The sequence below is a fragment of the Enterobacter sp. DC1 genome (assembly GCF_000568075.1).
GTDB classification, from domain to species: domain Bacteria; phylum Pseudomonadota; class Gammaproteobacteria; order Enterobacterales; family Enterobacteriaceae; genus Enterobacter; species Enterobacter asburiae.
In genome coordinates this window covers 459,685-483,379 of sequence record NZ_AZUA01000002.1, presented here as the reverse complement: position 1 = coordinate 483,379, position 23,695 = coordinate 459,685, and the positions used below count along the sequence as shown (strand labels likewise).

Below are 23,695 nucleotides of genomic sequence, written 5' to 3'. Positions count from 1 at the left end.
CCTGGTGGTGGTTGAATACCGCCCGGTCTAAAAGGAGAGTTTATCATGAGTCTGGAAATCAACCAGATTGCCTTGCACCAGCTTATCAAGCGTGATGAGCAAACCCTTGAAGTGGTGCTGCGCGATTCGTTACTGGAACCTACGGCGACCGTGGTGGAGATGATGGCAGAGCTGCATCGCGTCTACAGCGCCAAAAATAAAGCCTATGGCCTGTTCAGCGAAGAGAGTGAACTGGCTGATAGCCTGCGCCTGCAGCGTCAGGGCGAAGAGGATTTCCTGGCGTTTAGCCGTGCCGCAACCGGGCGTCTGCGCGATGAGCTGGCGAAATATCCGTTCGCCGACGGCGGGATCGTGCTGTTCTGCCACTACCGCTACCTGGCTGTAGAGTATCTGCTGGTTACCGTGCTGAATAACTTAAGCAGCATGCGCGTGAACGAGCAGCTGGATATCAGCTCAACGCATTATCTGGATATCAACCATGCGGATATCGTGGCGCGTATTGATTTGACCGAATGGGAAACCAACCCGGAGTCGACCCGCTACCTGACATTCCTGAAGGGGCGCGTGGGCCGCAAAGTGGCGGATTTCTTTATGGATTTCCTCGGTGCCAGCGAAGGTCTCAACGCCAAAGCGCAGAATAAAGGGTTGCTCCAGGCGGTTGACGACTTCACGGCTGAAGCGCAGCTCGATAAATCTGAGCGCCAGACCGTGCGTCAGCAGGTCTACAGCTACTGCAACGAACAGCTGCAGGCAGGGGAGGAGATTGAGCTGGAGTCCTTGTCAAAAGAGCTGGCGGGCGTCAGCGAAGTTAGTTTCCAGGAATTTACCGCAGAAAAGGGCTATGAGCTTGAAGAGAGCTTCCCGGCCGATCGCAGCACGCTGCGTCAGTTAACCAAGTTTGCCGGCAGCGGCGGTGGGTTAACCATCAACTTTGACGCGATGTTGCTGGGTGAACGCATCTTCTGGGATCCGGCCACCGATACGTTGACCATTAAAGGCACGCCGCCGAATCTGCGCGATCAGCTTCAGCGCCGCACCTCGGGCGGGAAATAACAGCCATAAAAAAACCCCGCAGAAGCGGGGTTTTTTTCGACGAGTTTGCGATTACGCGCGAACGAAGTCGATGTGAGTCAGTTTTGGCTTGAACGCGTGACGCTGAACAGCCTGAACTTTCACTTTTTCTTCTTTACCGCCAACAACGATGGTCAGAACTTCGCTGTAGAATTCAGCTTTGGTCTGCAGGTTCCACAGTTTGTCGTGATCCAGTTCGATTGCAACTGGAGCAGCTTCGCCACCGTAAACGATAGCCGGGAACTTGTTAGCGTTACGCAGGCGGCGGCTCGCACCCTTACCCTGCACGTTACGTACTTCTGCTTCGATAGTGAACATTGATTTCTCTCTGTATTTAAAACCCTACTACAGGCGACCCAGCAGCAGGTGAGTGTTCTGCCTCACGGATGTGAAGCGGGCGGCATTTTATACTCAAATGCCCCTCACATCAATGAAAAGTCCCGCTAACCGCGCAATTCGTTGGCGCGACGGAAGCGACCTTCGTAGTCAAAGAGCTTCTCGCGCACCTGCCAGAACTGGCCTTTCTTACGGGCGACGACAAAATCCGGATGGCGCAATAACACCTGCTGACGCACGATATCGGCCACGGTTATCCAGCGCAGGGGCACGCCCGGCGTGCGGGTATGCGGGCGGATAAACAGCTGTTCGAAGGCCATTCGCTGGGCAGGCGTCTGAACCCGGAAGCGCTCGCTGACGTCCGCCCCGTCTTCATCGTAATAGGTGATTTTCAACCACTCGCCTTTTTCATCGGCGCCGGGCTGCAGCGCCATGCCGGAACAGCGTAGCACCAGCGCATCTTTCAGCTTTAGCGCCGCTTTCAGCATGTCGTCCGGGTCAACCAGCACGGTGTCGCATTCCCGGCAGCGGCGGGCGGCAATGTCGTTTTCGGCGTTGCACTGCGGGCAGTTTTTAAAGCGGAAACGGAAATCGCACTGCTCGCGATGCCCGTCATCATCTTCAAACCAGCCCTGACAGCGGCGGCCAAAGTGTTCGATCAGCGTACCGTCGGCGGTGGTTTTTCCCCAGAAGGTGTTGGCGAACCCGCAGGCTGGGCAAAAGACCTGCACGGGCACGTTGTCGCTTTTCCCTTTTGGCGCACCGACCTCAGGCGTATAGAGATCGTGCGGGTTACCGGCATAATCCAGAATCAGGCAGTCGGTTTTTCCCGGAGCCAGACGCAGGCCGCGGCCAACAATCTGCTGATACAGACTGACCGATTCGGTCGGGCGCAAAATGGCGATAAGGTCGACGTGCGGGGCGTCAAAGCCGGTGGTCAATACCGACACGTTTACCAGATAGCGGAACTGCTGGGCCTTAAACGCGTCAATCAGGCCATCGCGCTCCGGGCCGGGCGTTTCGCCGGTGATTAACGCCGCGTCACCAGCGGGCAGTAATCCGGTGATTTCACGCGCGTGCTCAACGGTGGCGGCAAAGATCATCACCCCTTTGCGCGTCGCGGCGAACTCCTCAATCTGGCTGATGATATGCGGCGTAATACGCTTCTGCTTTTTCAGCTCCTGGTTGAGATCCGCTTCGCTGAATAAGCCGTTGCTCTGCGCCTGTAAACGGCTGAAATCGTACTGCACCACCGGCATATCCAGCCGTTCAGGCGGCGTCAGGTAGCCATGTTTAATCATGTAGCGCAGCGGAAGTTCGTAAATGCAGTCGCTAAACAGGGCCTTGTCATCGCCGCGCACCATGCCGTGATAATGGTAGCGATAGATCCAGCCTTTCCCCAGGCGAAACGGGGTCGCCGTCAGGCCCAGCAGGCGCAGGTGAGGATTCACCGCTTTCAGGTGAGCCAGGATTTGCTGGTACTGGCTGTCGTCGTCATCGCTGATGCGATGACACTCGTCGACGATCAGCAGCGAAAATTCGCTGCGAAACAGGTCCAGATTGCGCGCCACCGACTGCACGCTGCCAAAGACCACTTTGCCGTGGCTCTCTTTGCGCTTCAGCCCGGCGGCGAAAATATCGGCTTCCAGCCCAAGCGCACAATACTTGGCGTGGTTTTGCGCGACGAGCTCTTTGACGTGCGCCAGCACCAGCACGCGACCGCGCGCCAGACGCGCCAGTTCGGCGATGACAAGGCTTTTGCCTGCGCCGGTCGGGAGCACAATCGCCGCCGGCTCGCGATGTTTACGGAACCAGGCGAGGGTGGCGTCAACGGCTTCCTGCTGATAGGGACGAAGTGTAAAAGTCATAGGGTCTCGGTTTCGTTATTCCGCACATAGTATGCCACGAAACTTTTTCCCTTGAGTGGCGCAACCAGACCATTATACTGAACCGTTCCAGACTGCTTCTTTTTTCGGACCTGTTGTCCGACTTCCAGCACCATTAAGGCTAAAAAGATTTCATGCGACTTGATAAGTTTATCGCTCAGCAACTCGGCGTAAGCCGCGCTATTGCCGGGCGTGAAATTCGCGCCAGCCGCGTTACCGTGGATGGCGACATTGTGAGAGACACCGCTTTCAAACTTCAGCCTGAGCATCAGGTGGAGTATGACGGCAATCCGCTGACCCAGCAGCACGGTCCGCGCTACTTCATGCTCAATAAGCCGGAAGGCTACGTCTGCTCGACGGACGATCCCGATCACCCGACGGTGCTCTATTTCCTCGACGAACCGGTGGCGCACAAGCTGCACGCCGCAGGCCGCCTCGACATCGACACCACGGGTCTGGTGCTGATGACCGACGACGGGCAGTGGTCGCATCGCATTACTTCCCCGCGTCACCACTGCGAGAAAACCTATCTGGTCACGCTGGAGTCGCCGGTGTCGGATGACACGGCAGAGCAATTCACGAAAGGCGTTCAGCTGCATAATGAAAAAGATCTGACCAAACCCGCCGTGCTTGAGGTGATTACGCCGACGGAAGTCCGTCTGACCATCAGCGAAGGGCGCTACCATCAGGTGAAACGTATGTTTGCCGCGGTGGGTAACCGCGTTGTTGGCCTGCATCGTGAGCGGATTGGTGCGATCGAACTCGATCCCGACCTGGCGCCAGGCGAATATCGCCCGTTAACGGAAGAAGAGATCGCCAGCGTCGGTCTGCCTTCGCACTAATTTCAGGAGAGCTCTGTGACCACCAGGCCACACTCGTCGTTCAAAATCGTCTTCATTCTTGGCCTGCTGGCCATGCTGATGCCGCTGTCTATTGATATGTACCTGCCCGCGCTGCCGGTCATTTCCGCGCAGTTTGGCGTCCCGGCGGGCAGCGCGCAGATGACGCTCAGCACCTATATTCTCGGCTTTGCCCTCGGCCAGCTGTTTTATGGCCCGATGGCGGACAGCCTTGGACGCAAGCCCGTTATTCTGGGCGGGACGCTGGTCTTTGCGGCCGCAGCGGTGGCCTGTGCGCTGGCGCAGACCATCGATCATCTGATTATCATGCGCTTCTTCCACGGTCTGGCGGCGGCAGCGGCAAGCGTGGTGATTAACGCCCTGATGCGCGATATCTACCCGAAGGAAGAGTTCTCCCGCATGATGTCGTTCGTGATGCTGGTGACGACGATTGCGCCGCTGGTGGCCCCGATGGCCGGTGGTGCGGTGCTGGTGTGGTTTAGCTGGCATGTGATTTTCTGGATCCTGGCCCTGGCCGCGCTGCTGGCCTCGGCGATGATTTTCTTCTTTATTGATGAAACGCTTCCCGTCGAGCGCCGTCAGAAATTCCACATCCGAACCACAATCGGCAACTTTGCCTCGCTGTTTCGCCACAAGCGCGTGCTCAGCTATATGCTGGCAAGCGGGTTCAGCTTCGCCGGGATGTTCTCCTTCCTGAGCGCCGGGCCGTTTGTCTACATCGAGCTGAACCACGTTTCGCCGCAGCACTTCGGCTACTACTTTGCGCTTAACATCGTCTTCCTGTTCATCATGACCATCATCAACAGCCGTTTTGTCCGGCGGGTGGGGGCGCTGAACATGTTCCGCGCCGGGCTGTGGATCCAGTTTGTGATGGCTATCTGGCTGGTAGTGAGCGCGTTTCTGGGCGTGGGCTTCTGGGCTCTGGTGGTCGGCGTGGCGGCCTTTGTCGGCTGCGTGTCGATGGTGTCATCTAATGCGATGGCGGTGATTCTGGATGAGTTTCCGCATATGGCGGGCACCGCCTCTTCCCTGGCGGGGACGTTCCGCTTCGGCATCGGCGCTATCGTTGGCGCGTTGCTTTCAATGGCTACCTTTACGACGGCATGGCCCATGCTGTGGGCGATGGCGTTTTGTGCAACCAGCTCGATACTCTTCTATCTTTACGCCAGTCGACCGCGAAAAGCGGCCCACTAAAACACAGAGAAGGCCCGGCAGGGCCTTTTTTGTTGATGCATATCAACCAAACCCCCGTTCGTTTATTCCGTGTTTGTTTATTTTATGTAAAATCTATTTGTGTAAAAAGTCACATCATTGTATTCAAAAAGGTTGAGTTAGATCGCAGAAACGGGTACATATAGCGCCGACGCGAGCCTGGAAACGGATAAAAAAGCGCTGAATAGTGCAGGCTGGCGATGATGTGTTACTATAAATGTAAATAAATTGTGAAGTAAATTTTGCTTCCGGGGAACGAACGTGAATACATTACAACTCTCCATTGTCCATCGCTTGCCCCAGAGCTATCGCTGGTCGGCGGGTTTTGCAGGTTCGAAAGTTGAACCGATTCCGCAAAACGTCGCGGGCTGTGAAAACTGCCTGGTCGCGCTCAAGCTGTTGAGCCCGAGCGACGAAAATGCGTGGCGGGTGATGGAGCGTCTCAGTCAGGCCCTGACGGATATCGAAGTGGACAGCTCCGTGCTGGAGTGTGAAGGTGAGCCGTGCCTGTTTGTGAAAAGCCAGGACGAGTTTGCCGCCACCTGCCGTCTGAAGAATTTTGGCGTTGCCATCGCGGAGCCTTTCTCCGGCCAGTACCCGTTCTGACCGCTAGTCTGCCGACAACAGCTGGCGCGTGTAGCGCTGCGTTGGCGCGCTAAATACGCGCTGGCACTCACCCTGCTCGACCACTTCTCCCTGTCGCAACACAATCACCTGATGGCATAACGCCCGCACCACCTGAAGATCGTGGCTGATAAAGATATAGGCCAGCCGGTGCTTTTCCTGAAGCCCTTTCAGCAGGGCCAGGATCTGCGCCTGAACGGTTCTGTCCAGCGACGACGTCGGTTCATCCAGAATAATCAGCTCCGGTTTCAGGATCAGCGCGCGGGCAATGGCGATACGCTGGCGCTGCCCGCCGGAGAATTCAGCCGGATAGCGGTGGCGGGTCCCGGCATCTAAGCCCACTTCGGCCATCACCCGCATAACCTCCTGCTCTCGCTGCTGAGCGCTCAGGCCGGGCTGATGCACGCGCAGACCCTCCTCGATAATCTGTAACACGCTGAGCCGTGGGTTAAGCGAGGAGTTGGGATCCTGAAACACCACCTGCATGCGGGGCCGCACGGGCAGCATCTGACGGCGATTCCAGCGGTGCAGCGGCATATCGTCAAAGAGGATCTCGCCCTGGGAGGCAATTAAGCGCAGCAGCGCCAGACCGGTGGTGCTCTTACCCGAACCGGATTCGCCCACCAGCCCCAGGGATTCTCCCGGGCGAAGCGAGAAGCGGATGTTTTTCAGCACCGGATTCTGGTCGACGATGCGCCGCAGAATACCTTTGCGGATCGGGAACGAGACGGACAGATCCTCAACGCGCAGCAGCGGTGTGCTGTCAGCCTTGAGGGGAACCGGGTCGCCGGAGGGTTCGCTGTCGAGCAAACGCTGCGTATAGGGGTGCTGCGGCGCGCTCAGCAGCGTGGGCGCGCTATTCTGCTCAACGCACCGTCCGTTTTGCATCACCGCGACGCTGTCGGCCAGCTTTCTCACAATGCTCAGGTTATGCGTGATAAACAGCAGGCTCATGTTCAGCTCGTCACGCAGTTCCCGCAGCAGCGTCAATATTTGCGCCTGTACCGTCACGTCCAGCGCCGTTGTAGGCTCGTCGGCAATCAACAGCTCGGGACGCGTGAGCAGGGCCATGGCAATCATCACGCGCTGGCGTTCGCCGCCGGAGAGCTGGTGCGGAAAATCATTCAGCCGTTTGGCCGCGTTGCGTATGCCCGTTCGTTCCAGACAGTCCAGAATTTCTCCCCGCGCGGCCTCTTTGCGCATCCCCCGGTGCAGGGAGAGCACTTCATAGAGCTGTTTCTCCAGGCTGTGCAGCGGGTTGAGGGAAACCATGGGCTCCTGGAAGATCATGGCGATTTTGTTGCCGCGAATGCCGCGCAGTGTATGTTCGTCGGCATGCAGCAGCGAGCTGCCGTGAAACAGAATATCTCCCTGCGGGTAGCTCACCGGCGGAGAAGGCAGCAGCCGCAGGATAGAGAGTGCTGAAACGCTCTTGCCTGAACCCGACTCGCCCACCAGGGCCAGCGTTTCACCGGGCTGGATCTGCAGCGACAGGTCGGTGACCACGGTGCGCGTCTCGCCCTGCGTTGAAAAAGCAATCGACAGGTTATCAATACTCAGAAGAGGCTGGGTCATTTTATACCGCCTTGTTCGGATCGAAGGCATCGCGCACGGCTTCGCCAATAAAAATCAGCAGCGACAGCAGCACGGCCACGGAAAGAAAGGCGGCGATACCTAACCACGGTGCCTGCAGGTTGTTTTTGCCCTGCAGCAGCAGTTCGCCGAGCGACGGGGAACCCAGCGGTAGCCCGAAACCAAGAAAATCCAGCGAGGTGAGGGTGGTGATCGAGCTGCAAAGAATAAACGGCAGGAAGGTGAGCGTTGCCACTACCGCGTTGGGCAGCATGTGGCGGAAGATAATCCCCCGGTCGCTAACGCCAAGCGCCTGCGCGGCGCGAATGTAGTCGAAATTACGGGTACGCAGGAACTCCGCCCGCACCACGCCCACCAGCGCCATCCAGCCGAACAGGACGGTGATGCCCAACAGCCACCAGAAGCCGGGCTGCACCACACTGGAAAGCAGGATGATCAGAAACAGCGTTGGCATGCCTGACCACACTTCAATCACCCGCTGGCCCCACAGATCAATTTTCCCGCCGTAGTAGCCCTGAACGGCGCCCGCCACGACGCCCATTACGCTTGAGAAGATCGTCAGCATCAGCCCAAAGAGAAGCGAGATTCGCGTGCCGTACAGGATGCGCGCCAGCACGTCGCCGCCGTTAGCATCCGTTCCCAGCCAGTTTTGCGCGGAGGGCGGGGAAGGGAACGGCGTCGTGGTGGCGAAGTTAATGCTGTTTGCGCCAAAGCGCACCGGCGCCCAGAGCGCCCAGCCGTGCTGTTCGATCTGCTGGCGAAGCCACGGATCCTGATACTCCGCCGGTGTTGCAAACGGGCCGCCGAAATCGCTTTCGCTGTAGTTGGCGATAACCGGCACGTACCAGCGGTCGTTAAAATGCACCAGCAACGGCTTGTCGTTGGCGATCAGCTCCGAACACATGCTTAAGGCAAACAGCACGGCAAAAATCCACAGCGACCAGTAGCCGCGGCGGTTGTGGCGAAAGCGGGCCCAGCGGGCCTGGTTGACGGGGCTTAAACGCGGCATCAGCGGCCCTCAAAATCGATTCTGGGATCGACCAGCGTATAGCTGATATCACTGATGATATTCAGCAGCAGGCCAATCAGGGTGAAAATATAGAGTGTGCCAAACATCACCGGATAGTCGCGCGACACGGTAGCTTCATAGCCCAGCAGCCCCAGGCCGTTGAGCGAGAACATCACCTCTATCAGTAGCGAGCCGGTAAAAAACATGCCGATGAACGTGGCCGGAAATCCGGCGATCACCAGCAGCATGGCGTTGCGGAACACGTGTTTCCACATGATCTGCTTCTCGCTCACGCCCTTAGCGCGGGCCGTGACAACGTACTGTTTACGAATTTCATCGAGAAAGGCGTTTTTGGTCAACATGGTCAGGGCCGCAAACCCGCCGATGACCGTGGCCAGCACCGGCAGCGTGATATGCCAGAGATAGTCGGTGATTTTCTGATACCACGGCAGGGAGCTGAAATCGGCGGAGACCAGCCCCCGCAGCGGGAAGAGGTCGAAATAACTTCCCCCGGCAAAAAAGACAATCAGCAGGACGGCAAACAGAAACGCCGGGATGGCGTAGCCGATGATGATGAACGTGCTGCTCCAGATATCAAACCGGCTGCCGTTGTAGACCGCTTTACGGATCCCGAGCGGTATAGAGACCAGATAGATGATCAGCGTTCCCCACAGCCCCAGCGTTATTGAAACCGGCAGGCTTTGCTTGATCAACGTTAGCACTGAGGCACTGCGAAACAGGCTGTCGCCAAAATCAAATCGGATGTAATCCCAGAGCATCTTGAAATAGCGTTCGTGAATCGGTTTGTCAAAGCCGTAGCGGTGGGTGATCTCGGCGATCACTTCCGGATCCAGCCCGCGTCCGCCGCGATAATGGCTTTCGCTGATATTCCCTACGCCGGTTCGCGCATGGCTCGCGCCCATCCCTTCACCGCCGCCGCCTGGCATGCCGCCGCTGTTGCCAAATTCAATGGCGGCAATTGCCTGATCGACCGGGCCGCCGGGGGCGATTTGCACGATAAAAAAGTTAATCGTGATGATGGCCCACAGGGTGGGGATGACCAGCAGGAGACGACGGATAAGATACGCACCCATGATGATTCCTTATCGCCGCTCAGCGGGAAGTCTGGCGGCTTTGTTAACGTCATACCACCAGGTATCAAAGCCCAGGGAATAGACAGGGCGCACGGCAGGCACGGAGAACTTGTCCCAGCGCGCAAGGCGATCTTCGCCCATATACCACATCGGCAGCATGTAGTAGTTCCAGGTTAAGACCCTGTCGAGGGCGCGCCCGAGCGGCAGGAGCTTTTCTTTATCCCCCTGCGCCGCCACTATTTTCGCAATCAGCGCGTCAATCGCCGGGCTTTTTACCCCTGGCGCATTGTATGAGGAGTCAATGTAACTGGAGGCCCAGGAGATTTGCAGGTCCGAGCTGGGCCACGGCTGCGCGGGCCACAGGCGCTGCATCATGTCGTAATCACGGCTGCGCATGCGGCTGGTGATCTGCGCGTTATCGACCTGGCGAATGTTCATGGTCACGCCCAGCCGCTCAAGGTTGTGCTTAAACGGCAGTACCCACTGATCGTTGCCCCCGGACGAGAGCAGCAGCTCAAAGCTGAGAGGCTTACCCGTTTTGGCATCCACACGCTTTTGATTTTTCAGGTGCCAGCCCGCGTCATCCAGCAGCTTGCTGGCCTTCAGCAGGTTGTCGCGGTCGTAACCGTCACCGTTTGACGCGGGTGGCTGAAAAACAGTGGTGAACACCTGCGGCGGCAGCTCCGCTTTCAGCGGCGCCAGCAGAGCCAGCTCGTCGGCTTTCGGGTAATCGCGCGCGGCATATTCGGTGTTATGGAAATAGCTGTTGGCGCGGCTGTAAGCCCCGTAAAACAGCGCTTTGTTCATCCACTCAAAATCAAAGGCCAGGGAAATGGCCTCGCGCACCCGGCGGTCATTAAATACCGGACGCTGAATATTAAACGCCAGCCAGCGGGTGTCCTGAGCAGACTCATTTTTGTGCTCGTCTTTGACGATATACCCTTTGGCGAAATTTTTGCCGATATAGCGGGTCGCCCAGTTTTTGGCGCTGCTTTCTACGCGTAAATCGAAGGCGCCGGCTTTGAACGCTTCAAACGCCACGTTATCGTCGAGGTAGTAATCATAGCGAAGGGTGTCAAAATTCCAGCGCCCGCGGTTTACCGGCAGGTCTGCCGCCCAGTAGTCTTTCACGCGAGAGTAAACGACATATTGCCCCATGCGCCAGTCGGTTATGCGGTATGGGCCGCCTGCCAGCGGCGGCGTGGAAAGCGGGTCGCTTAGCTTATGATTTTTCCAGAACGATTCAGGCATTACCGGCAGCGAGAACAGGCTAAGCATGTTCTCCTTGTTCGGTTCGCTCAGCTCGATGCGCACGGTGAGCGGCGCGATGGCTCTGACGGATGCGCCTTTATACACGATGCGGAACTGGGGGACGCCTTCGGTCATGAATTTATGGAAGGTGAAGGCGACGTCGCTGGCCTTCACCGGCGTACCGTCGTGAAAACGTGCCCGCGGGTTCAGCGAGATTTCCGTCCAGGCGAAGTTATCGGCGTAACGCACGTTCTCGGCAATCAGCGGATAGTAGCTGCCGGGCTCATCATCCGACGTGACGAAGAGCGTATCGTAAAGCGATTCCGTTCGCGCGGCCGCCACGCCGCGCAGGGCGAAGCGGTTGAAGTTGTCGAATGTTCCCGTGGCGGAAAGCGTGACCTTTCCGCCCTTCGGCGCGGCAGGGTTAACGTAATCGAAGTGCGTAAAATTGACCGCATATTTCGGCTCGCCAATCACCGCGAAGGCGATATTTTCTTTGATGGCTTGCGCCTGGCTGGACAGGCTCGTTAGTGCCAACATCAGCAACATGAAGCGCATAAGCATCTCGCGGCGGCTCCCTCTTTTACAGTCCGACTCGGTTAAGCTGAATAATAAGTGACGTCACGGGCAATGTGAAATTAATCACCCCCGGGCGAAATATCAGGCCGCCATTCGCGGAACTGCGCCAGCGGCATCGGGCGGCTAATCCAGTATCCCTGCAGGAAATTAACGCCGTGTTCGCGTAGCCAGGCGGCCTGTTCCGGCGTTTCCACCCCTTCGGCGACGGTCGACATATTCAGTCGCCTTGCCAGCGTCAGGACGGCATCCAGCACCGGCGACGTCACGGTCTCAGTGCCAATTGCATTAACAAAGCCGCGGTCGATCTTGAGATAGTCCATGGTGAAATGCTCAAGATAAATCAGCGCGCTGTGGCCGGTGCCAAAATCATCAATGGCTATCTCAAACCCTTCGTTGTGTAGCCATTCGAAGAGGCTGTTGGCTTCCCGATGATTGAGCATGTCGCGTTCGGTAATTTCCAGCACGATCTGGAAGTAATCCTGCGGCAGTAGCGCTTTGAAGGTGCGCATATCGTCTTTGAAGCTTTCCGCATGCAGATGCCCCGGCGCAATGTTGATGCCCACCTTTGCCCCCGGAGGTAACAGGGTTTGTAACACGGGCGCATCGTGAATGATAAGGTCAAAGAGATGCAGCGTCAGCGGGACAATCAGCTTCTGCGCTTCGGCAAAGTTGATAAACGCGTCCGGCGGAATTTCCCCCATCGTCGGGTGTTTCCAGCGCATCAGCACTTCAAGCCCGGTCATCTGGAGCGATTTAGCATCGACGACGGGCTGATAAACCACATAAAACTGACCACGCTTAATCGCGCTTAAAATCTCTTTACCCGGGTTGAGGCGAATGCTGAGGATATAGTAGTTGAGCGATCCGGCACAAATGCCGCATACCAGCCCGAAGAACAGGGCGTAGAGAATTTCATCGCTGGTCCATGCGTCAGCATACAGGTTGATGGTCAGGGGCACGTCTTTCAGCGTCGCGGTACGGGCCGGCGTTTCATGCAGGTCATGCGCAAGGACCAGCGTGCTGGAGCGCGTTGACAGCGCATGATCGCCAATAATGATGGCAATGCCGGCAAATTCGTCCTGGCGCGCGGTGTAGAGCAGATAAGGCGTCAGATTGAGATTCACCGAGGTGAACACGCCGCCGTCCTTCACTAGCGGGTTACGGTACCAGATGGCAATCGCGGGCTTGTTGGGCAACATCGGGGTGCCTGGAAGCAGTTCCATATCAATCTGTTTGTCGATGTGCAGCTCGGGGATCAGTTCCTCCATGGGGACATTCATCGGCCCCGTGGCAGAAGAGCAGAACGCCATTTTGTCTCTGACCAGCAGGAATGCGCGAACGTTAACGCTAAAGGCAGCGCGCGAGGTAAGTTCCTGATTGACGTCGTGGCAGCTGTTTAACGTGAGCGGCTGGAGCACATCGATAGAATTTTTTAACTCATCGAAATAGCTCTCCATATAGATGCTCACATCGTGGATCAGGGTGTCGAATTTGACTTCCCGCTTGTGGTAGCTCCAGAAAAATTGCAACGAACCCAGGAGCAGGGCGGCGATCAGGCCTGTGATGATGCTGAGGATCAGTATTTTGCGATTGCTGGAGAAATAGCGGGTGAACATAGACGTCGTGATTCCTGAAATGCCGCTGGATGTATTCAGTGTAACGGGCAAAAAAAAACACTGCCGAAGCAGTGCTTTTTTTCATCATATCGCCAGCCAAGGGATAACCAACGATACGATAGTCATATTAACTGCGGGTCAGTACGCGGCGTGCTTCGTTGTAGCGCTTCTTCCAGTACGGTTCATTCATGCTGGAAATGGTCACACCGCTGCTGGTGGAGGCATGTACAAACTGGTCATTACCAATGTAGATGCCAACATGTCGACCTGTAGAACCGGCACGGAACAGGACTAAATCACCGGTGCGCAGTTTGGTTCGTGAAATCGACTTGCCCATCTCCTGCTGTTCATAGGTTGAACGCGGAAGATCTAACCCAAATTGCTCACGGAACGTACGCTGTACAAAACCGGAACAATCAATACCTGTTTTTGTGCTGCCGCCAAGACGATAGCGCACGCCTTTCCAGTCAGCATACTGGTCCATAATGCGGGACTTCACGTCCAGATTACGTACCATATTTTCAAATTCATCCTGAGAGGCTTGCAGTGACGAGGAATCTTCCATTCCCACAACACGCGTCTCAGGATGCATATTCTTTGCGGTGTTAGATGTACTACATGCAGACAACAGTACCGCGACTGCTATCGCCGGGATCCCCCGTAAGATATATCTCAGAAACGGTTGAGATTTGACCATTTTGTTTATTATCCCTTGAAGTCCTTAACGACAAATATCGTTATAAAAATGCCAAACGTGACGAGACTAATTATCTGTTCACATTGAGACAATTCTTTCTGGTCACATTTGTGGCACAGCGCACAAAATTATTCGCCAGTGAAATAATTATCTCTATGGGGCAAAACGAGTTCGAGATTAACCGATTGCCTGGGGTATTGCGAGAAAAAAAAGCCTTTTTTTTATAAGAAAATGTGATACAGAAAGTAAAAACATAGAATTGCTCAAAATAGCGACGGATCCGCTGCGCCAGTATGCAATTGCTTCATTTTTATCATGAATATGATGACGAGAATATGACAGTGGGGAAAGATCGCGGCGAGAACGCTATCAGGGATCATGTCGATCCCTGATAGCTCACGTTAATTTAGGTTAGTTATTTGTTTAATTATTGTTGCGCCCTGCCGGGAAGATAGCGATCGAACAGCGCTATTATCCTGTCGCTCAGTGGGGTCATTAAACACCACGGCAGCGCAATCAGCGCCACGGAGAGCGAACCGACGGCAATATCGGTAAACCAGTGAGCGCCAATCATTACGCGCGGGAAGGCAAAAACCACAAAAATAATCAGGGCTATGGCAAAGGCTTTTCTGCCGAAATAGCGAAGCATAATTGCGGAAAAAATAAGCAGCATCATACCGTGATCGCCGGGGAAACTGTCCTTCGACGCATCTTTTGTTGGAATATGCAGCAGTTCGCTGACGCGATAAATATCGGTGAAGAATAGCGTTGGGCTTGAGCGCTTAACCGGAATAATCGCGGTTGCCAGCTGGTTAATGGCGACGGCAAACAGCAGCATCACCAGACCGATAATGAGAATCCGCCGACGCCCGGCTTTATCCTCTTTCAGCCAGAAAGAGAGCATCAGGCAGCCCATGGCCAGCAGCGAGAAGCCGTCGAAGGCGCGGTTGTTGGTAATTGCCACCAGCCACAGGAACGCGTTGCTCTTCACCAGCTCCTGGTTGAAGAAGTGAAAAATGGCAGAATCCAGCGGGAACCAGAAACCATGATCCGCCGGGATATACCAGGAGAAGAAAAGCGCCAGACCGGCGACATTAAGCAGTAATATCAGGGGAAATCGAGTTGTCATAACGTTCTGCATAGAGTGAAAACTGGGGCAACGTTAGCCGCCCGAACTTAAACGAATCCTCAACAGGCTGGACTGGAGGGCATTCCAGTCGGCGTTAACCGCACTAATTAACTCTATTCGGCTGTCAGGCGGCGCCACATTCTGCGTTTCAATAAAGAAATCGTCACCCTGACGGTTGATCCTCACCAGCCCGTCTGGGGTGCGCATGATCCCTTTCACGCGATCGACGGGAGCAAGTCGGGCCCACTCCAGGATCCCAATGGTGTCAAAAACGGTTTCAGCATCAAATATCCATCCGCAGGCCTGATATCCCTGGCCGCTGTTCAGGTTACGACGCCAGCGCTGGTGTTCCGGCAGGCTGAGAGCGGCTAAACCCTGCTTAACCGGATGACTGTGCGAATGAGCTGCACTGGCAGGCAGCTCGGTGAGGTTCAGACGAGGAAGGTCAAGCAGGGCGCTATCAATATTCCCCTGTGTGGCCTGCACCCGCGTGCGGTTGCCGCCGAAATGTTGCCACCACGCGTCCAGCGCGGCCTGGCTTTCAGGCGTGGCGCGATCTCCTTTATTCGCGACAATAACGTCAGCCGAGGCGAGCTGATCGCGGAAATTCTCATTGGCCACCGCCTTGTCATCCAGAAGCTGACGCGGATCGAGCAGGCACAGGGTGGCGCGCAGGTCGATCCACGGCTCGTAAACCGGGGCAGTCAGTAAATCGAGGATCTGCTTCGGATGGCCCAGCCCGGTGGGTTCGATCAGCAGGCGGTCGGGTTTGCCCTGACGCAGCAGCGTATTGAGCCCGACCTGCATCGGCAGGCCATTGACGCAGCACATGCATCCGCCGGGGATCTCTTTAATCATCGCGCCGCTGGATGACAGCAACGCGCCGTCAATGCCCACCTCGCCAAATTCATTGACCAGCACGGCCCATTTCTCGGCCGGATCTTTATTTGCCAGCAGGTGGAGAATTGAGGTGGTTTTACCGCTGCCGAGAAAACCGGTGATGAGATTGGTTTTGGTCACGTGCGCTCCAGATGAGAATGGTGATGCTATAACACTGTTCTCTCTATCCTGGCGAAAAACGTGGCCTGTGAGAAGGGGAAGGGCGAACGGAGGCCTCATCCGTTCGCGTTAAACGCAATAATCGTTAAACATTTAACGTTTCGATAACAGCCTGACGCGCGCCGTGGCGGGTGATGCGCTCATAAGCCTGGCTGACAGCCTCTACAAACGCGCTGTTTTGCGCGAGATCGTGACCAAAGACCTCGCTCAGCCCCAGCAGGGCGTTTACGCGCTCGGCGTCGCTGCTGGCATTGACCATCGTGCGAATTTTATCGCTGAGGGGATCGCGAACATCAATCGCGTTGCCACGGTCGTCGGTGCCGCTGACGTAGCGTATCCAGCCGGCCACGCCCAGGGCCAGCAGCGACCACGGTGTTTTTCGCTCAAGATGAACGCGGATCCCGTCCAGCATTCTTTGCGGAAGCTTCTGGCTACCGTCCATTGCGATCTGCCAGGTCCGATGCTGAAGTGCCGGGTTGGCAAAGCGCTCCAGCAGGCTATCGGCGTAGGCGGTGAGATCGACATCCTTAATGCGTAACGTGGTCGCCTGTTCGTCCAGCATCAGCCGACGGGCGGCTTCGCGGAACGCAGCGTCCTCCATGCATTCATTAATATGGGCGTAGCCCGCGAGATACCCCAGATACGCCAGGAAAGAGTGGCTGCCGTTAAGCATGCGTAATTTCATCTGCTCCCAGGGCAGAACATCCTGCACCATCTGAACGCCCGCGACCTCCCACTCCGGACGGCCAGCGACGAAATTATCTTCCACCACCCACTGAATAAACGGCTCACAGCTGATGGCGCACGGATCTTCAACGCCGAGCGCGTCGGTGATTTCCGCCAGTGAGGCGTCCGTCGCGGCGGGAACAATCCTGTCGACCATCGTTCCGGGGAAGCTTACGTGGCTATCAATCCATTCAGACAGCGCCGCGGAACGCTTTTGCGCCATGCCCAGCACCGCGTTTTTCACCACGTGCCCGTTATCAGGGATATTGTCGCAGGAGAGCACGGTAAACGCAGGTAAGCCGCGCTCGCGGCGACGGTGAAGCGCTTCGACCAGGATCCCGGGCGCGGAATGTGGCGCTGAGGGGTTTTCAAGGTCATGGATTATCCGGGCGTTGTGCAGATCGAGTTTTCCGGTGGCGGGATCGATGCAGTAGCCTTTCTCCGTGATGGTAAGCGACACAATAGCGACCTGCGGCTCGCAAAATTTCTCAATAATGGCGGGCAGAGAGTCCAGCTTTGCGTTCAGGCATTCATGGACGGCGCCGACGATAATCGCCTCATTGCCTTCTGCCCCTTTCTCCAGCACGGTGAACAGGTGATCCTGCGCGCGCAGCTGGCTCATCAGCACGTCGCCGCTGAAGAGGCTAATCTCACAAATACCCCAGTCGCCGCCTTTTTCATTCAGCACCCGATTTGTTAACAATGCCTGGTGCGCACGGTGGAACGCGCCAAAGCCAAAATGAACGATGCGGGAGCGTAATTGCGCGCGATCGTAGCGAGGTTGCTGAACCCGGGCAGGAAGGGAGGTGGAGGCAATTGTCTTCATGAGATACACACCTGATTAACCATTAATTAACAATGTCAGTGTAAAGTTATATGACAGCAAATAAAATTGGTGAGCCGTAAATATCCCCGTTCTGTGAGTTTGATCAATCAATGTGTGGCGGTATGTTGACCCTTAGCGGCAAACATGTATGGTAGTCGTCATTGCAGTAACGCATATTGGTATAACAACTTAAGAGGGTGAGGCAATGGAACAAACCTGGCGTTGGTACGGGCCGAACGATCCGGTTTCTCTTGATGATGTGCGCCAGGCTGGCGCAACGGGTGTCGTCACGGCGCTGCATCATATTCCTAACGGTCAGGTATGGCCGGTTGAAGAAATTCAACAGCGCCAGGCGCTGCTGGCGGAGAAGGGGTTAACCTGGTCTGTAGTGGAGAGCATCCCGGTTCACGAAGACATCAAAACCCATTCCGGGGAGTACCAGACCTGGATTGCTAACTATCAGCAGAGTATTCGCAACCTGGCGACCTGCGGCATTGATACGGTCTGCTATAACTTCATGCCCATCCTCGACTGGACGCGTACCGACCTTGAATATCAGATGCCGGACGGCTCGAAAGCGCTGCGTTTCGACCAGATCGCCTTCGCGGCGTTTGAGCTGCACATTCTGAAACGTCCTGGCGCCGAAGCGGATTACACCGCGGAAGAGCAGCAGCAGGCGCTCGAATGGTTCAATGCAGCCAGCGACGCGGACATCGAAAAGCTGACCCGTAATATTATTGCGGGCCTGCCGGGAGCTGAAGAGGGGTATACGCTGGATCAGTTCCGCGCGCGCCTGGCGGAATACGGCGATATTGATAAGCAGCAGCTGCGTGAAAACATGGCGTATTTCCTGCGCGCTATCGTGCCGGTTGCTGAAGAAGCTGGTGTGCGTCTGGCGGTGCACCCGGACGATCCACCGCGTCCTATCCTCGGCCTGCCGCGCATTGTTTCCACTATTGAAGATATGCAGTGGCTGAAGGATACGGTCAACAGCATCTATAACGGCTTTACCATGTGTACCGGCTCCTACGGCGTGCGTGCGGATAACGACCTGGTGCGGATGATTGAAACCTTTGGCGATCGCATTCACTTTACGCACTTGCGTGCGACCTGCCGCGAAGAGAATCCAAAAACCTTCCACGAGGCGGCGCACCTGGGCGGCGATGTGAATATGGTGGCGGTGGTAGACGCCATTCTGGCGGAAGAGGCGCGTCGCAAGCAGGCGGGCGATGTGCGTCCTATTCCGTTCCGTCCGGATCACGGCCACCAGATGCTGGACGATCTGCGTAAGAAAACCAACCCGGGCTATTCGGCGATTGGTCGTCTTAAAGGGATGGCTGAAGTGCGCGGCGTTGAGCTGGCGCTGAAGATGACGAAGTATCCGGAGCTTCTGTAACCGGAATTGCCGGGTGGCGGCTTCGCCTTACCCGGCCTACAAAAACACAAAAACCGGCTTCAGGGCCGGTTTTTCGTAGGCCCGGTAAGCGTAGCGCCACCGGGCAAATGCCGCAATCAGTCAGCGCGACCCATATAGCGTTTTTCTTCGATATGGATGCGGATTTTCTCGCCAGCGGAGAGGTATTCCGGCACCTGCACAACCAGGCCGGTGGTCAGGGTAGCCGGTTTGTTGCGCGCACTTGCGGATGCGCCTTTGATGCCTGGTGCGGTTTCTACGATTTCCAGATCGACGGTCTGCGGCAGCTCCAGCGCCAGCAGCACGCCGTCCCAGGTCAGGACCTGCATGTCAGGCATGCCGCCTTCTGGGATGAACAGCAGCTCTTCTTCAATCTGATCTTTGGTGAAGATGTACGGGGTGTAATCTTCTTTGTCCATGAACACGTATTCGTTGCCGTCGATGTAGGAGAAATCAACGTAGCGACGGGTCAGGGTCACGGTATCGACGATATCGTCACCTTTAAAGCGCTCTTCCACTTTCAGGCCGGTACGCACATCGGCGAAACGCATTTTGTACAGCGTTGCTGCACCACGGGCGCTCGGGGCCTGAATGTCGATATCTTTCACAATCAGCAGTTTGCCGTTGTAATTCAGCACCATACCTTTCTTAATTTCGTTCGCTCTTGGCATTGCAGTAATCCTGTTTACGGGAGGTAAAAAATATCGCGCCAAATTACTCGCGCGCGGCCTTTCAGGCAAGAGGAATTCGTGGCTTTTGCTATCAATACGCAAAAGGTGTTACTGTGCGCGCGATGCCCGACTGCGCGGGCGATCGTCAGCGAAAGAGAGCATTTATGGATTGCCGTCCCGATTGTGGCGCGTGCTGTACTGCACCGTCCATTTCAAGCCCTATTCCAGGAATGCCTCAAGGTAAGCCTGCCAATACCCGCTGCGTTCAGCTCTCGGAAACTAACCTGTGCATGATCTTTGGCTCACCGCTGCGCCCGAAAGTCTGCTCCGGGCTTCAGCCCGCTGCCGAAATGTGTGGCAGCACGCGAGGGCAGGCGATGACGTACCTTCTTGAGCTGGAAGCGCTCACCGCGCCCTAAACGTCTTTAATCCTCGCCAGGCAGCCGATCGTCAGCGTACACATCACCAGCGCAATCCAGAATACCGTGTGATAGTTCCAGATTTCGGCAACGACACCGGCCATTGAGCCCGCGATAATCCAGCCCACGCGGGTGGTATTAGTATAAAGGGTGGTGGCAGAGCCTGCCTGGCCCGGCATCAGATCCTGGAAATAGAGCATGCCTATCCCGGCGAGAATGCCTATATAGATGGCGTTCAGCAGCTGTAAAGCCAGCAACAGCCCCGGCGTATGTACCGTCAGCATACCGATATAAAACAGCAGACCGGCGATCGCGGCGATGCGCATTAAAAAACGCTTTCCGAAGCGCTTTGCGTAATAGCCGGCAATGAGCATCGTCGGGATCTCAAGCCCGGCCGCGGTGCCCATCATGATGCCCGCCAGCTTCTCCGACAGGTGCAGTTCATCAATAATAAACAGCGGCATATTGATGATATACAGGCTGTTGGTACCCCACATCAGCGTGCAGATAACAAACAGGAGCAGGGCATCGCGGCGGTTACGGCGCGGCGCTTCCAGCACGCCCGTTGTCACTTTGGGCTCTTTGCGCATGGACGGCAGGAAGAACCACACCAGCGCGCCGCACGCCACAAACGCGACGGCCGCGCTCAGGTACATCACCGTAAAGCCAAAACCCATCGCCAGCGCGTAGGCCAGCGGCGGGCCAATCACCCATGCCAGCGACACCTGAGCACGCAGGACAGAGCTGAACATCACCGCTTCACGTCCGGTATGGTCGGCGTGTTCGCGGGCAAGGGCGAACAGCTGGGGGTTCGCCGTTGAGCCAAAGCTGCTCAGGAATACCCCGACGAAGAGCAGAATGAAATAGTTGCGGTTCCAGGCAAACAGAACGCAGGCCATGACCCCGAGCAGACAGCAGAAAACGATCAGGCTTTTACGATCGCCTTTTCTGTCAGATCGTCCCGCCAGAAACTGGCTGACCAGGATGCCGATGATGGCGCTTCCGGTAAAAAAGAAGCCGACCATTGCCGGGCGGACGTGAACCTCATTTGTCAGAAATAGGCTCAATGTCGGCGTCTGTAACGCACCGGCAATGCCCGTGAAGAAGGCAACAACCAGGAATGCCGCGGAGGTCAAATCAAAGGGCTTCGGCGAGACGGCCGCAGGGGTGTTATGCATGTTTTATAATTAGCGAGTAGCAGAGAGGGGCGGAGTTTACGCCGTCAGCTAAAAAATAAACAGTGGGTGCGGTCAATGATGCCACGAAAAATCAAAATGGCATTTCAACTTACATCTTACCCAGCTGACCTTAGCTGAAACTGTCTTGCTGAACTTCAGCAAAATTCAGCTGAACGAAGAAGAAATGTGCTGTATCTCTAAATTCTGAGATCGGAAATACGAGTTTACTTGCAAGACATTGCAGAAAGCGCAAGACTTTTTGAAACGTTTCAGCGCTATCTTGGTTTAACAAACGGAGCAGGCTAGCGCATTTTTTCTCATTAAAGCTGAAACGATTCAAGTTCAGCAGGAGTGGAGAACCATGTTCCAGTTATCTGTTCAGGATATCCACCCGGGCGCTCAGGCCGGGGATAAAGAAGAGGCTATTCGCCAGGTTGCCGCTGCGCTTGTGCAGGCGGGTAACGTCGCGGACGGCTATGTAAACGGCATGCTGGCCCGCGAGCAGCAGACCTCAACCTTCCTCGGCAATGGCATTGCCATTCCGCACGGCACAACCGACACCCGCGATCAGGTGCTGAAAACCGGCGTTCAGGTTTATCAGTTCCCGCAGGGCGTGCTCTGGGGCGATGGTCAGGTGGCCTACGTGGCTATCGGTATCGCGGCCAGCAGCGACGAACACTTAGGCCTGCTGCGTCAGCTGACGCATGTCCTGAGCGATGACGATGTGGCTGAACAGCTGAAATCCGCAACCACAGCTGAAGAGCTGCGCGCCCTGCTGATGGGCGAAAAACAGAGCGAAGCGCTGAAGCTGGATAACGAAACGCTGACGCTGGACGTGGTTGCCTCCGATCTGGTGACGCTGCAGGCGCTGAACGCGGGTCGTCTGAAAGAAGCCGGCGCGGCGGATGCCACGTTTGTGACGCGCGTGATTAACGATAAGCCGTTGAATCTGGGTCAGGGTATCTGGCTGAACGACAGTGCTGAAGGCAACCTGCGCAGCGCTATCGCCGTGAGCCGCGCGGCCAATGCGTTTGACGTAGAAGGCGAGCGCGCGGCCATGCTGGTGACCGTGGCAATGAACGACGATCAGCCGGTTTCCGTGCTGAAGCGTCTGGGCGATCTGCTGCTGAACAACAAAGCTGAAAAACTGCTGAACGCTGATGCCTCCACCGTGCTGGCACTGCTGACCAGTGATGATGCGCCGACTGAAGACGTGCAGACCGCTGAGTTCGTGGTACGCAACGAGCACGGCCTGCATGCCCGTCCGGGCACCATGCTGGTGAATACCATTAAACAATTCGAGAGTGAGATCACCGTGGCGAATCTTGATGGCACGGGCAAACCGGCCAATGGCCGTAGTCTGATGAAAGTTGTCGCGCTGGGCGTGAAGAAAGGCCACCGTCTGCGTTTCACCGCGCAGGGTGCCGATGCTGAACAGGCGCTGAAAGCGATTGGCGACGCCATCGCGGCAGGTCTGGGGGAGGGCGCATAATGAGCAGACGTGTTGCGACTATTACGCTGAACCCGGCTTATGACCTGGTAGGATTTTGCCCGGAAATTGAGCGCGGCGAAGTCAACCTCGTGCGTACCACTGGCCTGCATGCTGCGGGCAAAGGGATTAACGTCGCGAAAGTGCTCAAGGATCTCGGTATCGACGTCACCGTGGGCGGATTCCTCGGTAAAGATAACCAGGATGGTTTCCAGCAGCTGTTCAGCGAGCTGGGCATTGCCAACCGTTTTCAGGTTGTTCAGGGCCGTACCCGCATCAACGTCAAGCTGACGGAGAAAGACGGTGAAGTGACCGATCTGAACTTCTCTGGCTTTGAAGTGACGCCGTCGGACTGGGAGCGTTTTGTTAACGACTCTCTGACCTGGCTCGGTCAGTTTGACATGGTCTGCGTCAGCGGCAGCCTGCCGTCCGGCGTCAGCCCGGAAGCGTTTACCGACTGGATGACGCGCCTGCGCAGCCAGTGCCCGTGCATCATTTTTGACAGCAGCCGCGACGCGCTGGTTGCCGGTCTGAAAGCCTCGCCGTGGCTGGTGAAGCCGAATCGCCGCGAGCTGGAGATCTGGGCGGGTCGTAAGCTGCCAGAATTAAAAGATGTGATTGACGCTGCCCATGCGCTGCGCGAGCAGGGTATCGCTCACGTGGTGATCTCTCTTGGTGCAGAAGGCGCGCTGTGGGTTAATGCGTCTGGTGAATGGATCGCCAAACCGCCGTCAATGGAAGTTGTCAGCACCGTTGGCGCAGGGGATTCCATGGTTGGCGGCCTGATTTACGGTCTGCTGATGCGTGAATCCAGTGAGCATACTTTACGTCTTGCCACCGCCGTTGCTGCCCTGGCCGTAAGCCAGAGCAATGTCGGCATTACCGATCGTACCCAGTTAGCCGCGATGATGGCGCGCGTTGACTTAAAACCTTTTAACTAACAGCAGGAGAGGAAT

21 protein-coding genes are annotated in these 23,695 nt (G+C 56.3%); 8 read left to right on the top strand and 13 right to left on the bottom strand.

Annotation, left to right across the window (positions count from 1 at the left end):
* Positions 1 to 45: 45 nt before the first annotated feature.
* A complete protein-coding gene (gene yejK / locus P346_RS13500) occupies positions 46 to 1,053 on the top strand; it encodes a nucleoid-associated protein YejK (protein WP_008500957.1) in 1,008 nt (335 codons plus the stop codon).
* A 51-nt stretch (positions 1,054 to 1,104) separates the two neighbouring features.
* Here yejK and rplY read toward each other — a convergent pair whose 3' ends face one another.
* Positions 1,105 to 1,389, bottom strand: a complete 285-nt coding sequence (gene rplY, locus P346_RS13505) for a 50S ribosomal protein L25 (RefSeq protein WP_023312497.1) — start codon at positions 1,387 to 1,389, stop codon at positions 1,105 to 1,107.
* Positions 1,390 to 1,514: 125 nt separating this feature from the next.
* Positions 1,515 to 3,275, bottom strand: coding sequence for a DEAD/DEAH box helicase (locus P346_RS13510; protein WP_032659007.1), 1,761 nt, complete (start codon positions 3,273 to 3,275; stop codon positions 1,515 to 1,517).
* Between the two features lie 152 nt (positions 3,276 to 3,427).
* Here P346_RS13510 and rsuA point away from each other — a divergent pair, with 152 nt between their 5' ends.
* The 3 genes from rsuA (at position 3,428) to P346_RS13525 (ending at position 5,971) form a co-directional block, all read left to right on the top strand.
* Positions 3,428 to 4,135, top strand: coding sequence for a 16S rRNA pseudouridine(516) synthase RsuA (rsuA, locus tag P346_RS13515; protein ID WP_032659004.1), 708 nt, complete (start codon positions 3,428 to 3,430; stop codon positions 4,133 to 4,135).
* Between the two features lie 15 nt (positions 4,136 to 4,150).
* Positions 4,151 to 5,347 carry a Bcr/CflA family multidrug efflux MFS transporter gene (locus P346_RS13520; RefSeq protein WP_008500953.1) on the top strand — a complete coding sequence of 399 codons (1,197 nt, stop codon included), beginning with the start codon at positions 4,151 to 4,153 and terminating at the stop codon, positions 5,345 to 5,347.
* A gap of 279 nt (positions 5,348 to 5,626) precedes the next feature.
* Positions 5,627 to 5,971, top strand: coding sequence for a YejG family protein (locus tag P346_RS13525; protein WP_008500952.1), 345 nt, complete (start codon positions 5,627 to 5,629; stop codon positions 5,969 to 5,971).
* Positions 5,972 to 5,974: 3 nt separating this feature from the next.
* Here the strand turns inward: P346_RS13525 and yejF are convergent, their stop codons facing one another.
* The 9 genes from yejF to P346_RS13570 all read right to left on the bottom strand — a co-directional run bounded on the left by yejF (position 5,975) and on the right by P346_RS13570 (position 17,568).
* Positions 5,975 to 7,564, bottom strand: coding sequence for a microcin C ABC transporter ATP-binding protein YejF (gene yejF / locus P346_RS13530; RefSeq protein WP_032659002.1), 1,590 nt, complete (start codon positions 7,562 to 7,564; stop codon positions 5,975 to 5,977).
* A gap of 1 nt (position 7,565) precedes the next feature.
* Complete coding sequence (locus tag P346_RS13535; RefSeq protein WP_023312492.1) at positions 7,566 to 8,591, bottom strand: ABC transporter permease; 1,026 nt, start codon at positions 8,589 to 8,591, stop codon at positions 7,566 to 7,568.
* Positions 8,591 to 9,685 carry a microcin C ABC transporter permease YejB gene (locus tag P346_RS13540; RefSeq protein ID WP_029740961.1) on the bottom strand — a complete coding sequence of 365 codons (1,095 nt, stop codon included), beginning with the start codon at positions 9,683 to 9,685 and terminating at the stop codon, positions 8,591 to 8,593. Before P346_RS13540 ends, P346_RS13535 begins: the two co-directional genes overlap by 1 nt.
* Positions 9,686 to 9,694: 9 nt before the next feature.
* On the bottom strand, positions 9,695 to 11,500 hold the full coding sequence (locus P346_RS13545; protein WP_032658999.1) for an extracellular solute-binding protein: 1,806 nt from the start codon (positions 11,498 to 11,500) through the stop codon (positions 9,695 to 9,697).
* Between the two features lie 74 nt (positions 11,501 to 11,574).
* The gene (locus P346_RS13550; RefSeq protein WP_032658997.1) at positions 11,575 to 13,131 is read right to left on the bottom strand and encodes a cyclic di-GMP phosphodiesterase; all 1,557 of its coding nucleotides are present in this window, start codon (positions 13,129 to 13,131) and stop codon (positions 11,575 to 11,577) included.
* 127 nt (positions 13,132 to 13,258) lie between these two features.
* Entirely contained in the window at positions 13,259 to 13,828 is a 570-nt protein-coding gene (gene mepS, locus P346_RS13555; protein WP_008500946.1) for a bifunctional murein DD-endopeptidase/murein LD-carboxypeptidase, read from the bottom strand.
* A gap of 427 nt (positions 13,829 to 14,255) precedes the next feature.
* Positions 14,256 to 14,957 (bottom strand): phosphatase PAP2 family protein, encoded by a 702-nt coding sequence (locus P346_RS13560; RefSeq protein ID WP_169815238.1) that lies wholly within the window; start codon positions 14,955 to 14,957, stop codon positions 14,256 to 14,258.
* Between the two features lie 33 nt (positions 14,958 to 14,990).
* Positions 14,991 to 15,977, bottom strand: a complete 987-nt coding sequence (locus tag P346_RS13565) for a CobW family GTP-binding protein (protein ID WP_032658995.1) — start codon at positions 15,975 to 15,977, stop codon at positions 14,991 to 14,993.
* A gap of 124 nt (positions 15,978 to 16,101) precedes the next feature.
* A complete protein-coding gene (locus tag P346_RS13570) occupies positions 16,102 to 17,568 on the bottom strand; it encodes a mannitol dehydrogenase family protein (protein ID WP_032658993.1) in 1,467 nt (488 codons plus the stop codon).
* A 205-nt stretch (positions 17,569 to 17,773) separates the two neighbouring features.
* Here P346_RS13570 and uxuA point away from each other — a divergent pair, with 205 nt between their 5' ends.
* Positions 17,774 to 18,964 (top strand): mannonate dehydratase, encoded by a 1,191-nt coding sequence (gene uxuA / locus P346_RS13575; protein ID WP_032658990.1) that lies wholly within the window; start codon positions 17,774 to 17,776, stop codon positions 18,962 to 18,964.
* A gap of 116 nt (positions 18,965 to 19,080) precedes the next feature.
* On the opposite strand, the gene yeiP is transcribed toward uxuA, so the two are convergent.
* Positions 19,081 to 19,653 carry an elongation factor P-like protein YeiP gene (gene yeiP, locus P346_RS13580; RefSeq protein WP_008500940.1) on the bottom strand — a complete coding sequence of 191 codons (573 nt, stop codon included), beginning with the start codon at positions 19,651 to 19,653 and terminating at the stop codon, positions 19,081 to 19,083.
* 164 nt (positions 19,654 to 19,817) lie between these two features.
* Here yeiP and P346_RS0121595 point away from each other — a divergent pair, with 164 nt between their 5' ends.
* A complete protein-coding gene (locus P346_RS0121595; protein ID WP_032659546.1) occupies positions 19,818 to 20,072 on the top strand; it encodes a YkgJ family cysteine cluster protein in 255 nt (84 codons plus the stop codon).
* Here the strand turns inward: P346_RS0121595 and setB are convergent.
* Positions 20,069 to 21,250 carry a sugar efflux transporter SetB gene (setB, locus tag P346_RS13585; RefSeq protein ID WP_032658989.1) on the bottom strand — a complete coding sequence of 394 codons (1,182 nt, stop codon included), beginning with the start codon at positions 21,248 to 21,250 and terminating at the stop codon, positions 20,069 to 20,071. The genes P346_RS0121595 and setB overlap by 4 nt on opposite strands.
* A 361-nt stretch (positions 21,251 to 21,611) precedes the next feature.
* Between setB and fruB the strand changes: the two genes are divergently transcribed.
* Positions 21,612 to 22,742 (top strand): fused PTS fructose transporter subunit IIA/HPr protein, encoded by a 1,131-nt coding sequence (gene fruB / locus P346_RS13590; protein ID WP_032658986.1) that lies wholly within the window; start codon positions 21,612 to 21,614, stop codon positions 22,740 to 22,742.
* Positions 22,742 to 23,680 (top strand): 1-phosphofructokinase, encoded by a 939-nt coding sequence (gene fruK, locus P346_RS13595; protein WP_008500936.1) that lies wholly within the window; start codon positions 22,742 to 22,744, stop codon positions 23,678 to 23,680. Before fruB ends, fruK begins: the two co-directional genes overlap by 1 nt.
* Positions 23,681 to 23,695: the final 15 nt, after the last annotated feature.

Excerpts from the sequence above, each read along its gene's own strand:
- setB (WP_032658989.1), bottom strand. The coding sequence starts at position 21,250 with ATGCATAACACCCCTGCGGCCGTCTCGCCGAAGCCCTTTGATTTGACC.
- uxuA (WP_032658990.1), top strand. The coding sequence starts at position 17,774 with ATGGAACAAACCTGGCGTTGGTACGGGCCGAACGATCCGGTTTCTCTT.
- P346_RS13535 (WP_023312492.1), bottom strand. The coding sequence starts at position 8,591 with ATGCCGCGTTTAAGCCCCGTCAACCAGGCCCGCTGGGCCCGCTTTCGC.
- P346_RS0121595 (WP_032659546.1), top strand. The coding sequence starts at position 19,818 with ATGGATTGCCGTCCCGATTGTGGCGCGTGCTGTACTGCACCGTCCATT.
- P346_RS13545 (WP_032658999.1), bottom strand. The coding sequence starts at position 11,500 with ATGCTTATGCGCTTCATGTTGCTGATGTTGGCACTAACGAGCCTGTCC.
- fruK (WP_008500936.1), top strand. The coding sequence starts at position 22,742 with ATGAGCAGACGTGTTGCGACTATTACGCTGAACCCGGCTTATGACCTG.
- yejK (WP_008500957.1), top strand. The coding sequence starts at position 46 with ATGAGTCTGGAAATCAACCAGATTGCCTTGCACCAGCTTATCAAGCGT.
- P346_RS13510 (WP_032659007.1), bottom strand. The coding sequence starts at position 3,275 with ATGACTTTTACACTTCGTCCCTATCAGCAGGAAGCCGTTGACGCCACC.
- rplY (WP_023312497.1), bottom strand. The coding sequence starts at position 1,389 with ATGTTCACTATCGAAGCAGAAGTACGTAACGTGCAGGGTAAGGGTGCG.
- P346_RS13570 (WP_032658993.1), bottom strand. The coding sequence starts at position 17,568 with ATGAAGACAATTGCCTCCACCTCCCTTCCTGCCCGGGTTCAGCAACCT.
- fruB (WP_032658986.1), top strand. The coding sequence starts at position 21,612 with ATGTTCCAGTTATCTGTTCAGGATATCCACCCGGGCGCTCAGGCCGGG.
- rsuA (WP_032659004.1), top strand. The coding sequence starts at position 3,428 with ATGCGACTTGATAAGTTTATCGCTCAGCAACTCGGCGTAAGCCGCGCT.
- yeiP (WP_008500940.1), bottom strand. The coding sequence starts at position 19,653 with ATGCCAAGAGCGAACGAAATTAAGAAAGGTATGGTGCTGAATTACAAC.
- mepS (WP_008500946.1), bottom strand. The coding sequence starts at position 13,828 with ATGGTCAAATCTCAACCGTTTCTGAGATATATCTTACGGGGGATCCCG.
- P346_RS13550 (WP_032658997.1), bottom strand. The coding sequence starts at position 13,131 with ATGTTCACCCGCTATTTCTCCAGCAATCGCAAAATACTGATCCTCAGC.
- yejF (WP_032659002.1), bottom strand. The coding sequence starts at position 7,564 with ATGACCCAGCCTCTTCTGAGTATTGATAACCTGTCGATTGCTTTTTCA.
- P346_RS13560 (WP_169815238.1), bottom strand. The coding sequence starts at position 14,957 with ATGACAACTCGATTTCCCCTGATATTACTGCTTAATGTCGCCGGTCTG.
- P346_RS13540 (WP_029740961.1), bottom strand. The coding sequence starts at position 9,685 with ATGGGTGCGTATCTTATCCGTCGTCTCCTGCTGGTCATCCCCACCCTG.